This is a genomic window from Oleiphilus messinensis (genome assembly GCF_002162375.1).
Classification (GTDB): domain Bacteria; phylum Pseudomonadota; class Gammaproteobacteria; order Pseudomonadales; family Oleiphilaceae; genus Oleiphilus; species Oleiphilus messinensis.
The window spans coordinates 6,210,964-6,224,403 of sequence record NZ_CP021425.1; the positions used below are offsets into that span (position 1 = coordinate 6,210,964).

The 13,440-nt window shown below is 48.0% G+C and carries 12 protein-coding genes; 7 read left to right on the forward strand and 5 right to left on the reverse strand.

Annotated elements, in window-relative coordinates; all coding sequences use genetic code 11:
• Window positions 1-35: 35 nt before the first annotated feature.
• Genes OLMES_RS27090 through OLMES_RS27100 form a run of 3 tightly spaced genes read left to right on the forward strand, consistent with a single transcriptional unit; the run spans window position 36 to window position 4,034 of the window.
• Window positions 36-1,520, forward strand: coding sequence for a mannitol dehydrogenase family protein (locus tag OLMES_RS27090; protein WP_087464132.1), 1,485 nt, complete (start codon window positions 36-38; stop codon window positions 1,518-1,520).
• The gene (gene uxaC / locus OLMES_RS27095; protein ID WP_087464133.1) at window positions 1,504-2,967 is read left to right on the forward strand and encodes a glucuronate isomerase; all 1,464 of its coding nucleotides are present in this window, start codon (window positions 1,504-1,506) and stop codon (window positions 2,965-2,967) included. Before OLMES_RS27090 ends, uxaC begins: the two co-directional genes overlap by 17 nt.
• A 26-nt stretch (window positions 2,968-2,993) precedes the next feature.
• Window positions 2,994-4,034, forward strand: coding sequence for a sugar kinase (locus OLMES_RS27100; protein WP_087464134.1), 1,041 nt, complete (start codon window positions 2,994-2,996; stop codon window positions 4,032-4,034).
• Here OLMES_RS27100 and OLMES_RS27105 read toward each other — a convergent pair.
• Both OLMES_RS27105 and OLMES_RS27110 read right to left on the reverse strand, forming a co-directional pair.
• Window positions 4,012-6,300, reverse strand: coding sequence for a YjbH domain-containing protein (locus OLMES_RS27105; RefSeq protein WP_157678650.1), 2,289 nt, complete (start codon window positions 6,298-6,300; stop codon window positions 4,012-4,014). The two genes, OLMES_RS27100 and OLMES_RS27105, sit on opposite strands and share 23 nt — an antisense overlap.
• A gap of 370 nt (window positions 6,301-6,670) precedes the next feature.
• Window positions 6,671-7,354 carry a hypothetical protein gene (locus OLMES_RS27110; RefSeq protein WP_087464136.1) on the reverse strand — a complete coding sequence of 228 codons (684 nt, stop codon included), beginning with the start codon at window positions 7,352-7,354 and terminating at the stop codon, window positions 6,671-6,673.
• Between the two features lie 256 nt (window positions 7,355-7,610).
• Here OLMES_RS27110 and OLMES_RS27115 point away from each other — a divergent pair, with 256 nt between their 5' ends.
• The 4 genes from OLMES_RS27115 (at window position 7,611) to OLMES_RS27130 (ending at window position 11,563) form a co-directional block, all read left to right on the forward strand.
• Window positions 7,611-7,916, forward strand: coding sequence for a protein kinase (locus OLMES_RS27115; RefSeq protein WP_087464137.1), 306 nt, complete (start codon window positions 7,611-7,613; stop codon window positions 7,914-7,916).
• A gap of 426 nt (window positions 7,917-8,342) precedes the next feature.
• A complete protein-coding gene (locus OLMES_RS28930; RefSeq protein WP_087464704.1) occupies window positions 8,343-8,567 on the forward strand; it encodes an ATP-binding protein in 225 nt (74 codons plus the stop codon).
• 58 nt (window positions 8,568-8,625) lie between these two features.
• Window positions 8,626-9,366, forward strand: coding sequence for a hypothetical protein (locus tag OLMES_RS27125; protein ID WP_087464138.1), 741 nt, complete (start codon window positions 8,626-8,628; stop codon window positions 9,364-9,366).
• Between the two features lie 319 nt (window positions 9,367-9,685).
• A complete protein-coding gene (locus tag OLMES_RS27130) occupies window positions 9,686-11,563 on the forward strand; it encodes a methyl-accepting chemotaxis protein (RefSeq protein ID WP_087464139.1) in 1,878 nt (625 codons plus the stop codon).
• Between the two features lie 79 nt (window positions 11,564-11,642).
• Here OLMES_RS27130 and OLMES_RS28935 read toward each other — a convergent pair whose 3' ends face one another.
• Genes OLMES_RS28935 through OLMES_RS27140 form a run of 3 tightly spaced genes read right to left on the reverse strand, consistent with a single transcriptional unit; the run spans window position 11,643 to window position 13,385 of the window.
• Window positions 11,643-11,777, reverse strand: coding sequence for a hypothetical protein (locus OLMES_RS28935; protein WP_269767733.1), 135 nt, complete (start codon window positions 11,775-11,777; stop codon window positions 11,643-11,645).
• Window positions 11,774-12,649: an NAD(P)-dependent oxidoreductase gene (locus tag OLMES_RS27135; protein WP_087464140.1), complete on the reverse strand. Its 876-nt coding sequence runs from the start codon at window positions 12,647-12,649 to the stop codon at window positions 11,774-11,776. The genes OLMES_RS28935 and OLMES_RS27135 overlap by 4 nt, the downstream gene beginning before the upstream one ends.
• A 19-nt stretch (window positions 12,650-12,668) precedes the next feature.
• Window positions 12,669-13,385, reverse strand: coding sequence for an SDR family oxidoreductase (locus OLMES_RS27140; protein WP_087464141.1), 717 nt, complete (start codon window positions 13,383-13,385; stop codon window positions 12,669-12,671).
• Between the last annotated feature and the right edge of the window lie 55 nt (window positions 13,386-13,440).

Sequence of the window (13,440 nt, forward strand, 5' to 3'; positions counted from 1 at the left end):
TATAGATCATGTCATAACCGTGGCGAACAAGACGGATGCTTACCCAAAATCAGGAACACAAGGCGGCAGAGCTATCAGCTCCCCCCTATGATCGCAGCGCATTAAAGCCTTACCTGTTACATATCGGCTTCGGAAATTTTTTTCGCGCCCACACCGCTTTTATTACTGATCAATTGGCCAGGACGGGCGAAAGTCATTGGGGAATCACCATTGTCAATCTGTTCAAGGCTGACGGGATCCGGCAATTGCGACAACAAAATCACTTATACTCAGTGACACAGGTTGAAGCCAAAGCAAAGCAGGAATGGATAATCGGATCTGTAATCGCATCACTGCACCCGGTGATCGATGGCTTACCCGCCATTATGGCCGCACTCAGCGCCCCTGAACTTAAAGTAATAAGCCTTACCATAACCGAAAAAGGTTACGGCCTGTCCCCGGCTACGGGTGAGCTCGATCTCACCCACCCCCTGATTGTGGCAGACCTTAAATCCCCTGAAACACCACACTCTGCAATCGGTGTTCTGGTCGAGGGATTGAGACAGCGTTATGCAGCCTGCGGGACGCCGGTGACCATTCTGAGTTGCGATAATCTCGCCCATAACGGGGATTTGACCCGAAATGCAGTTGTCGCATTCGCGGCACAACGATGTGTTGAACTCGCCCACTGGATTGAAAACAACTGTACTTTTCCCAATACCATGGTGGACCGCATGGTACCCAAGCTGAGCGCTGAAATACGGGCCAGCCTGAACCCGGAAACATTGGCAGTGGATCAACTCGCTACGGCCTGTGAGCCCTATTGCCAGTGGGTGATCGAAGACCGGTTTGTAAATGGCAAGCCGGAATGGAATCGCGTCGGGGTAAACTTTGTCGATAGTATCGCCCCCTACGAAATGATGAAACTACGCCTGCTCAACGCCAGCCATTCATTTTTGGCCTACCTGGGACTTTTGGCCGGTTACAAAACCATCTCGGAAACAATGGGTGATCAGAGTTTCCGTCGCGCGGTGATCCGACTGATGCTGGACGAACAGGCCCCGACCCTTAAACTGCCGCCGGAAATCAGCTTGAACGATTATATCAACAGTATCGTGAACCGCTTTGAAACCCCCTTGTTACATCATCGCACACAACAAATTGCGATTGATGGCAGCCAGAAACTGCAACAACGTATCATCCCGTCAATCCAGTATCATTTTGACAAGGGCACCGACTACACCTTGCTGATATTGACCGTAGCCGCCTGGATGCGTTACGCCAGTGGCATCTCAGAGCGCGGTGGCATACTTGAGGTGCAGGATCCGTTGGCAAACGAATTGAAACGCATCTATATTCAACATGGACTACGGGATCAAGTGGTGGACGAAATTCTGAAAATCCCGAACTTATTCCCAGTCACTCTGGCGAATCATCCCGAATTTAAAGCAACACTGCGCAACAGCTTTAACAGATTACTGAAGTCCGGCGCCCAAAAAACCGTGGAACAGTTGGTAACCTGCAATGACGCCCTTTCTTAGCGAGAATTTTTTACTGCAGAGCGAGCCCGCTCGTGAGCTCTTTCATCTGCACGCCAAACCCCAGCCAGTTTTCGACTTCCATAACCACCTGAGCCCCTACGAAATCGCGAATAACATCGCGTACGCTAATATGACAGAAGTGTGGCTCAGTTCTGATCACTACAAGTGGCGAGCGATGCGCACGGCAGGTGTGCCGGAGCATTTGATTACCGGTAACGCAACAGATTGGGAAAAGTTCCGGGCCTGGGTACACACGCTGCCCCTGTGTCTGGGAAACCCGTTGTACCATTGGAGTCACATGGAGTTGCACAACCTGTTTGGCCTATCCGGTAAACGGCTGACTTCCGACAACGCCGAAGCAATCTGGCACCATTGCAATACCCGGCTCGCAGAACCGGGCTTCGGTGCCCGCAGTCTGCTGCAACAACAGAACGTTACAGCAATTGCCACAACTGACGATCCCACGGACTCGCTTGCCTATCATAAGCAGCTTGCCCGGGAAGATATGTTAGAACGTGCTCCGCAACCACCACACGATCCTGGAGCCCCCCGCACACCCCATTTGACCATGTATCCAACCTGGCGTCCGGACAAGGTATTGAAGCTCGATCAACCCGGATTTCCAGAATATCTGCAACATCTTGCTACGGTCTCGGATATCGATATTCGCACCTTTTCTGACTTGTTGAACGCATTAACACGACGTCTGGAGCATTTTCAGCACCATGGTTGCCTGAGCGCAGATCATGGCTTTGACCGGTTCCTGTTCCAACCCGGAGCCTCTGAAGCCGAATTAAATCGCATACTGGAGCTCGGCCGTAAACAACAACGTCTGACACTTCATGAACTGGGGCAGTTCCAAACCGAATTAATGCTCTGGCTGGGGCAAGAATACGCCCGACGGGGCTGGGTCATGCAGTTACACATCGGGGCCATGCGCAACAATAATCAACGACTTTTTCAGCGACTGGGTACCGATGTTGGCGCAGATTCCATGCATGATGAACCCTACGCTCGCCCCCTTTCTCGTTTTCTGAACCAGCTGGATCTGCAGGAAGCATTGCCCAAAACCATTTTATACTGCCTCAATCCCGGTGCGAATGAAATGCTGGCAACCATGGCCGGCAACTTTCAAGGCGACGGGATTCCGGGCAAAATTCAATTTGGCGCGGCCTGGTGGTTTAATGATCAGAAGGATGGCATGATCCGGCAACTCACCCAGCTTGCCAGTATGAGTTTACTGAGCCAGTCTGTCGGGATGTTGACCGACTCCAGAAGTGTGCTGTCATTCGTACGACATGAGTATTTCCGGCGACTGCTGTGCAACATGGTAGGACAATGGATTGAGGATGGAGAAGCCCCCAATGACCTGCCAGCCCTGGGTCAGATTATCGAGCGAATCTGTTATCAGAATGCGGTAGATTATTTCACCCCCCGATCCCAGTGACCCACCGAACGGATTTTTGAACCATTATGCACTCTGCTCTGACCGCGAATACCACAACGCCAGGAAACCCGTCATCCATCCGAATCGGCTTAATCGGGGAATGCATGATCGAGCTACGGGGCCAACTCTTCGGCAAAATGGACCAGTATTATGGCGGCGATACCCTCAATACCGCCACGTATCTGAGCCGTTTGCAACGTGAACATACCGCTCCGGATACCCGAATTGAAGTTTCCTATATTACTGCCATGGGACAGGACAAGCTGAGCCAGACGATGATTGAGCACTGGCAGGCGGATGGTATCAATACGGATTTGGTGTTGATTGATCCCAAGCGCCACCCCGGGCTCTATATGATTCAACTGGATGAATCAGGAGAACGTCATTTCACTTACTGGCGCTCAGATTCAGCGGCTCGACATTTACTCTCACATGCTGATTTCAGCCGTGTGGAACAACGTTTAGGGTCCTTTGACTGGCTTTTTTTAAGTGGGATCAGCTATGCCATTCTCCCGGCAAATCAGGCAAATTACCTCCTGAATCGAATACGAAAACAAAGAAACAAAGGGCAGCGCATTGCGTTCGATAGTAACTATCGCCCTGCCATGTGGGGCAATTTGAACCGATTGGAACTGCCTGCTTCCGCCAATGGTATTGCCATGAATACCGGACTGGAATGGGCGCGTCAGCTCTATGAACAACAATATCGCATCACCGATCTCATCTTTGTCACCTTCGACGATGAACAGCAACTCTGGGGCGATACCCATCCGGAGCAGACCATTTCCCGCCTTCATGATGCCGGTATTCCTGAAATCGTAGTAAAAGTGGGCGAAAAAGGATGCCTTTACAGCCATATTGAGAGCACATCCGCCATACATTCCTACCCGGCAAAAGAGGTTCCTCAGATTGTTGATACCACGGCCGCAGGCGATGCTTTCAACGGTGGCTTCCTGCATGCCTACTTGAATCAACAGCCCATTCCGAGCTGTTGCGAACAAGCCAATCTGATTGCCAGTCGGGTGATTCAGCACCGGGGCGCAATTATTCCGCCTCCCAAAGCGTAGCCGCATCCTGAATTCTCAATACATGGGAGCGGATATAAACCGGTGATAGTCGATCATGATTGAACATATCTTTCTCGATTGTATACGTCGGTGTCGGTACTCTGACAAAGCTGACTTCAATCGGATTCGTATCCTGCCCCACGACGGTTTCAAGCCCATAGGACCAGCGTTCCACCATTCTCGCCTGGAAGAACCAAGGTTTCATCGCTTTTCTCGGGGATAACGGAATCGTAATCGCAACACCGACGCCTTTGTAATCGGACTTTTTAAAATAAAGCGAGAACGTCGTATCACCAAAGTGATGCAGGGTTTCCAACAGATAACCCCGGTCTTCGTCGAGATACGTCCCGTAAGACACCTGGACAGCCGAGTCTAGCGAGGGAAAGTAATAGCGATACTGCCCGACATAGGACTGTCTTTTTTTATAGACTCGATCATCATCATTGTATAGCTCTGTCCAGCGGAGTCGAACCCGCTGATGCCCCTCATCGAAATTCCAGACTGAGTCACTGACCCACCCCAACGTATCAAACAGGAATTTACCGGCACTGAGTGTCGAATAAATGTTGGGATTGATTTTGAAGGTTTGATTGAAATACAGATTTCTGAGCCCGGCCCGCATTTTCTGGTTCTTGAATCGGCCATTGCGAAAATCGTTCGTATGATAAATCGGCGTATTCCAAATGGCAGTCAATTCATTGCCTTTCCAGATCGGCACGCCCAAATAAGTTCGTATCCCCATGGTAGAATCATTCACGCCATACTCAGTGGCGGTGTAGCCGCTAATAATCGGTTCAAAAATGACACGCGGCGTCCAGAACACATCACTGTCGGTACTCAAGTTAACCCAGGTGATGTTACGCTGAGCAGCAAATGCAGCAGACTCATCAATGTAAGCCACCTCCATGGTTCGTTCAAACTCGGAAACCGCTGCACAACGCTCATTCAAGCGAATGCACTCTGGTGCAATCAGGGCCTGTATACGCTTCAGGGGTGCCGTGACTTGGATAATCGGAATATCCAGATTCTTTAACACCACCGAGAGCGAATCAAGCTCAATACCACTTGATGCCACGGCCGCGAAAACAACACCAAACACGTCAATTTCATTATTGTTTAAGACATTGTTTTCAAGTACCACATAGAGGCTATTCGCGTTAAACCCGACTTCAACCCCCTCAAATCCGTATTCGATTAATACCAGACCCAACTGCTTAGTGCGCAAACGCAACACTGCGGCAGAGCCATCTTCCATAGGGGGTACGCTCTGACCAATGTTTGTTGGATCAAACAGATCATTCATTTTCATTTTGTCTTGGGAATCAGGACGACCAAATGTCTCTGGAGCAATCGACTGCTCGGTTTGCACAATAGCAGACGGCTCTGATGCTTTTTGCTTCGGTTGATCTATCTCTGCGTTGTCCTGACCGGAATTTTGATCATGCCTTTCGGATTGCGTGTTTTCGAGCCCCAAATGCGCCATTGCGCTATCACGGATGTTCTCAAAAGGATCTTCACGACTGATACGTTGTTTAGTCAACGGAATCGATAAGGAAATACCAAAAAAGTTCTTGTCACGAATTTTGGGAGCATCCGTCAACAGCTGGACTTTTAATCCGATATCGATGGGGAAATTTCCAAGTGTAACCGGCAACTGCAACTGACCGCCCACATTTGAATCTGCGCCATCGTATTCAGCCATTAAACGTAACCAGTCCAATGGCATCCATTCTATACCACCGAAAACGCCATCCATTCGGCCAACATGGCTTTCACTTTTGCCAATTCCGGCACTGAATCGAAAATCAGAAATGGTTTTACTGGCGACAACAAATTTCGCGTCGAAGTAATTCGAAGCGCCTCCCAGGTCTTGAATCCCGGCCGCTAAATCGAACCAGTCTTCCGGAATGAAAGGGGCGTGTACTTTGATATTTGCAGACAAATCTCGAGTCTCACCGGCATTTTCCGGGAGAAAACTGTTGTCATGGGTATTGGTTGCAGCAATGCGTCCCGTCAGTTCGAAATGCGGAAAGAAACCAATTCCCAAAATATAATTATCCGCATACGCATATTGGTCCCGACCTCTTTCTGCCAGTTGATCCGAAAACATAAAAGTAGCCGAACCATATTCCATCACGCCCCCATGGGGGGTATTCAACAAACCGGAAAAACCTTGAAACGAAAGTGTATTTTCTTCAGCTCGCGTGATTTGAGCAAAAAGCACACAAAACCAGAGGATAACAACAAAAAACCTAGAAACTCGCAAACGATCAATCCCGTAAAATAGTATCCATTATTACAACGTCAAATATCACATCGAGGCAGCCTGATGCCGGAATGGGCTAGGTGATTGACGTTTCTTCTTTAGCCTCTGCACTTAACGATAGCACTTAATCAGACGATGTCCCATAAGCATAGGCTAACGGGTCAATAAACCGGTATAGACTTCAGTATGAGAGCGGCCACGGCCTACTAAGTACCCGTCAAGAAACGCCTTAAAATTATCCTGCTGCTCGACCGAATAATCGATACACCATTGTAAAAAATGATGCAGTAGACGGGGTCCAGCAGAACTGCCAGACCCCTGAAGTAAGAAGTGATAGATAAGAGGGGATCGATAAGAGCTGAAATGCAGCTTAGCGCAAACGCTTGGATTTGCGATAGGCTACAAACAACAATCCTCCTGCAAACAAGGTCCATGTAGACGGTTCGGGAAGAGAAATGAAAATATCACTGCCCAAAGTCAGATCGTCCAGGCCAAAATACAAACTCTGATCAGTGGTCGCGCCACCATTCGCAAGGCCAAAATGAATGGACTCAATCTTTAACAAGGATGTGATCCCGAAAAACTGGAAATCGAAACCACTGGTTTCCGGTAAAGCATAATCCTGCGTGCTGCCATCACCGAATGTGACCCAGGCGTGGAAGAATTCAGAAGAATTACCAAAAATAGGCCGTTCCGTCAGAAAATCAAAGCCAACACCGTACACCCCGTTTCCAGTAACCAAACGAGATCCGGTGAAATCCAGCAAAAAGCTGCCATTACAGCCAGAACAGTAATATTGATCACCAGACTGCGTCACCATATTCAGATTATTAAAGCCTGTGGACTGATAACTCGTTTCGCCAAAAACAGCAGACATCCCGGCATCAGTAAGGTTGGTTGTGTACGCGGAATTTTCGAAGTCATCCGTAAGCTGAGTAACCAGCTCATTCTCGAACAACGCCCGGTCTGAATAGATCACGGCACCGTTTGAAATAGTGCTCAGGCCCAGTAATGTCATCAGCAAAATACCGCGATGAATAAATTTTTGTAGCATAGCAAGCCCCCTAAACACGATCATTCTTGTCATTGTGACTGCCCATGCTAAATCTGATCCCCTCCATTGGTACAGATCAAAACTGACGTGGAAAAGCGATAATGAGATAGCCGTCACAATTTTATCTAATTAGTACGTAAATCCACCAACTTCAAAAGCCATCCTCTTTTGAGCTTATTCGTCAATTTTTGAGTTTTACCGAGCTATAATTGACTAAATATTAATCTATCAGTAATCACGCTGACAGAGGTTGACCTTGAGCATTTCAGTTCCCGGGTACCAGATTCTAGAGCGGCTTTCCGAAACTCGAAATACACGAGTCTACCGGGGATATCGAGATGCCGACCAGTTACCGGTTATTCTGCACACAACCGGAGCTGAATTTGCATCCATTCAGCAATATGCAAAACTTGCTTTCTCCCACGTGGTTTTAACCCAGTTTGAACACCCCAATATCACCCGCATTGTGGACTGGATAGATGATCAATACCATCCCTGTCTGGTCATGGAGGATATTGGCGGGATTGACCTCAACCAATATGTGCAACAGTTCGATGGATGAAAGTTCGTAATACTTTTAGCCTTTCATGAAAAAAGCTTATTTATAAACTTAGGATTTGTTAGATTTATGCAATGATGAACTTCTTAAAATCATTGTCATAAAAACCAAATCAAAGGAAGTATTTTTAATGAACGAAAAAATATCTTATTTCTACTTGGAGTTATATTTCTAGGGGTTCCGTACTTGGTACTATTCATGTCCTTCGATATGCCAGTTGTGGGGTGTGTCTCATTTGTCGTTCTCGCCTATTTAGTAAGTTGGAAATGGCGCAAGAAAGAGAAATATTGCGGTATTTGTCATCAAGAACTTCAAAGAACCACCTACATCTACAAAGACTCTAAAAAGAAACTGAAGATATGTGCAGTTTGTAATGGTGAGCTGAGAAAACAGATTAGTCGAAGAGCCGTTAATACATTATAAAATTTCATTTTCTATTTTAGTGACTCTAACTACCAGTGCGCCAATAAATTATTCAACAGCTTTCAGCGGTTACATACCGATAAGGAGTTTGAAGGTACCGGTATTGGCCTGGCAACCGTTAGGAGAGTACTTGAAAAACATGGCGGAACGATCTGGGCGTATTCAGAGCGGGAAAAAGGGGCTACTTTTTATTTTACGCTACCCACAGCGGCACCCGCTGTTGGCGTCTAAACTCATTATCTGAAAATACACATCCAATCAAACTGCCCGCAACAAGGAGAACCGAAAAATGCTTCGCCTGTTTTTCGTTATTATGTCTATTTTTCTCAGCAGCTGTGCCGGTCTCATGCCATCCGCTTCACCCGAGGATGTCGCGAAAATCAAATCCCTCGCAAACCAATACCAGACCGGACAACCGCGTCAATTAAGTGCATCAGACGCAAATCGAGTCCCCCTGCAACGAGGTCAGTGGGTTGCCTCACTCACTACATCAAAAAGCGACCCGAATGATATCAGCCTGCAAATTCAAAAAGTGGTCAGTATCCAGGGAACAACCGTGGTTATCGAATCGGAAACCTACGCCTCCACCAATGACGCAAAACGCCAGGTTATTCAGCAGGAGTTTCACAATTTCCCGGTTCAGGCAAAAACCGCCTATACCAAGGATGAAGCTGCCAGTCTGGTAAGTAATATGTCCTTCGGCAGTATGAAAATGATGGATGAAAACGGCCGTGTTACGACCCTCCCAAACCTGCCGATGGGAATCGGACAAATGGGCGCAGCCCTAGTGCGTACCAACATCAGCAGCGGTGAAATTACCAAAACCGCGTGCCAGAGTGCCTATTTCAGCTCATCCTCCTGCTATGTTATGCCGTTTAATACCAGCGTGATGTTTATGAGCATATCCGGTACCAGTTACGGCCACGGAGCAATACCTATCGCAGGGTACCTCATGACCGAGACGGACCAACACAAAATTGAAGTAATTGGCTATGGCATGAGTGGTGCAAAAGTGATTATCAACCAATAAAATACAGTTGGTACCCCATTGTTTTTGTTAACATTATCAGCCAATTGAATACCAAAAATCAGCGTACCTCAACACACATCTAAGAGTTTTTAAACCTCGCAAACGTAATGTGTCGAGGTACTCGCTGAGTCGCAAACCTTACATTGAATACATAACACATATATTGATAGGCATAACGATATATATTCCCTGCGCAAACTGATAATGAGTCACGTTTTTCAACGACTGTTTATTTGGCGAACGATTGTTTCTAAACTAAGCTTCACGCGATCCTTTTAATTAATATAGAAATAAAAAAAGCAGTTTAAGGCATCGTTAAATGACAAAAACCATTAAGCGTAAATTTATTTTTACCAGTGCATTTGTGTTCCTTTCAATCACCACCATCCTGTTTCTAAACCACTTCGCATCTCAGAAAATAAAGCTTTTCAAAAACGTTGAGCTCAATGTCAGTCAGATCCAAAGTGCAATGTTAATGCAACGGCGCAATGAGAAAGACTTCATCATCCGGCTTGATCTCAAATACCAGGAAAAGTTCGATAACAATTTCGAAATACTTACCAAGCGCGTAACAACGCTCATGACTCTGGCAGCCGAAGCAGACTTGAACAGCGAGTTGGTCGACTCGATGCAGAATGCGTTTAACAACTACAAGGCGAGTTTCCACAAGTTTGTAGAAACCCATAAGCAGCTTGGCTTACATAAAACCGATGGGCTTTATGGTGCTTTAAGGGCCGCAGTACACCGAGCAGAACAAGAAATCCTGTCATTGGAGGATTCCACTCTGCGGGCTCAAATGCTGCAACTGCGACGAAACGAAAAAGATTTCATGCTCAGGGATGATCCAAAGTATTTAGTGAAATTTCAGAACAACATTGAAAAATTCCGAGCGCTCCTGTCAGCCAGTGATCACGCTGCAGACCACAAAAAAGCCATCGCAACCCATATTGACGACTACAAGTCGAAATTCGAAAATTTCGTTGCCAAGAAAGACGAGCTGGGTTTGGACAGTAGATCCGGTTTGCGTGGCACTATGAGGGCAGAGGTTCATGAAGCTGAGGCATTACTGGAGCAGATATCAACGCAGCTCAATGACGTGGTGGCGTCACAAGTCGGTAATCTAGCCACATTTCAAAACCTGATCGCCGCGGTCGGCCTCATACTGGGTTTGATTATCATCGCGATGCTGAGTTGGCTCTCCTTCGTCGTCCTCAAACCCATTAAAGATATGTCGAAAACGATGGTCGACGCGGCACACAACAGTGATTTATGCGCTCGAATTCAATTTAATCGTGCAGACGAACTCGGCAAAATGGGGGCTGCTTTTAATGAAATGCTGTCCCGCTTTCAGGAAAGCATTAAACAAGTCAGCCAGACCGCCTCTGAGTTGTACCAGGAATCTCAAACAATCGCGAGCAACGCAACCCTCGCCTGTGATGGGGTAAATCAGCAACAACTGAACACAGACCAAGTCGCTACGGCTCTGAGCCAGATGTCCATATCTATCCAAAACGTCGCAAAAAACACCAATGAAGCGGCGAATAGCGCGTTAGTCGCACAGAAAGAGTCAGAAGATGGCAGTCACTTGGTACAACGCGCATCGGATTCCATCATGGCGCTTTCCAAAAGTATTGTTGGTGCTTCCTCTTGCATCCAGAAAGTGGAGCAAAATACGGATCAAATCGGATCTGTGCTTTCCGTTATCCGGGAGATCGCCGAACAAACCAATTTACTGGCACTGAATGCGGCCATTGAATCCGCAAGAGCCGGTGAGCAGGGGCGGGGTTTTGCGGTGGTTGCGGATGAGGTTCGGACCCTCGCCGGGCGCACCCAGACGGCAACGATGGAAATTCAAAACATGATCGAAGCCCTGCAATCCGGAACCCGGGAATCGGTTGAACGCATGATCGAAAGCGACAGACTCTCTCAAGTCAGCGTCGATGAAATATCAAAATCCAGAGATGCTTTAGCCAAGATCGTCAATGCGATCACACTGATCACGGACATGAGTGCACAGATTTCAAGTGCGACAGAAGAACAAGGCGCTGCCGCAGAAGAAATCAACACCAATGTCGTTGAAATTAACAATGCCGCATTATCCACTACCGCATTTTCCAGAAAAGTTGGCGATGCCAGCGCTACGCTTACTCAGCTTGCGACGGCGTTAAATGGATTAACCCAAACATTCAGAGTCTGATTATTTCATCTGGGCATTTTTACACTGGCTACAAATTCAGCGCCTTTAAGGCGCTGAATTTCCCGATCAGAGCAACGTTTTAATTCCAGTGAGGCGGTACCGTTTTCTCGTAGTGATCAATGGACCGAATCACGCTTTGCCAGCGGTCAAATGCCGTGGATTTTTCAATTTCCTTTAATAGTTGTTGGCAGGCGGTATTATCCAAAGCGTTCACGATTCCGCTTCCATGTAGAGTTGAGCGATAGCGGTAATGTTTTTGTCCGCCAAACCTGTACTGATCGCACGCTGCAGAACCTGATATGTGCAATCAATTAGCGGCATATCACAGCCTGATCCCACAGCTAACGATCGAACATAGCCAAAATCCTTGTCCACCAGTTCAATCGGAAAAGCTGGCGCGAACTGTCCCGCGATCATGGCATCACCCGCAAGCTTGGCTGCGGGGCTACAAACAGGTGTAGAACCAATAATCTCGTGGGCCTGTTGGAGATCCATGCCGGATTTTTTCAACAACCCCAACAACTCCGCAACCACGCCGACTTGCACACCAAACAAAGCATTTACTGCCAGCTTGATCCTGGCCCCGGTGCCAATGGTTCCAGTGTGATGTACTGCTCCGCCCATCTGCAGCAATAACGGTTTGATGTGCGCGAATGTTGAGCCTTCCGCACCGACTAAATAGATCAGCTTGGCGGCCTCGGCCTGGGGACGAGAACCGGCTACGGGTGCATCTGCGAATTCAATGCCCACCAGTTTGCAGGCAATGGCAAGTTCCTCGATCCAGGCCGGTGTCAGGGTAGAACTCTCAATCGCAATAGCGCCTTTAGGCAGTGTCTTTAATGCACCGGTTTGTTCATTTAGCCAAACCTCACGAGAAGCCTCATCATCGCGCACCATGCTGATCACAACCTCTGCATGACGCGCTGCATCCGCAGGGGTTTCGGCAGCAACAGCGCCACTCTCAGCCAGTGGTTTGGTGGCGTCATGAGTACGATTCCAAACGGTGACACTGTGGTCTGCAGCAATCAGGTGCCGGACCATTCGGGACCCCATCGCACCCAATCCAAGAAAAGCAATATTTGTCATCGATTTGCTCTCCTCTCGATTACATTTGCGAGAACTGTTTTTCAACCGCTTTGTGGTCTTGTGACCAGGCCGCGTAGACGTCTTGAGACATGGGATCAGGGAAAATATCCTCTTTACCCTCCGCCAAACCGTCCAATACCGCTTTTGCCACCGCTTCAGGTGCGGTTTTAGGCATTTCGACACCGGCTAACATGTCCGTATCAACCGCACCCGGGAATACACCGTGGACGTTGATGCCCCGATTCGCGAGCGTCGCGCGCAATGACATATTCAAAGACCAGGCCGCCGCTTTCGAGGCGTTATACGCTGCTAATCCGGGCATACTGGCCAGGGAGAGCAATGTCAGTATGTTGACAATACGGCCACCGCCCGAGTTTTCCAGAACGGGTACAAACTCCCGCGCCATCGACAGCACACCATAGAAATTAACATCAAAATTGCGCCGAAGGTCATCGTCAGAAACCGATAGAATGTCACCGAAACTCAAAACACCCGCGTTGTTAATCAGCAGGTTAATATCTTTGGCTTGCTCCGCCGCAGCTTTGATCGACGCTGGGTTGTGCACATCCAATGCCAAGGGCACAACGCGATCACTACCAAAGTCCGGCAGCGAAGACAGTGTTCGTGCTGTGGCATATATTTTAGTCACACCCTGCCCCATCAGCGCCTCCACAAACGCCTTGCCAATGCCACGATTCGCGCCTGTAACCAAAGCGATAGTTTGTTGATCGTTCATCTTTGCCTTCCTCAGGTTATTTATCGAAATGATCGTTACGGGAGATATTATTAAT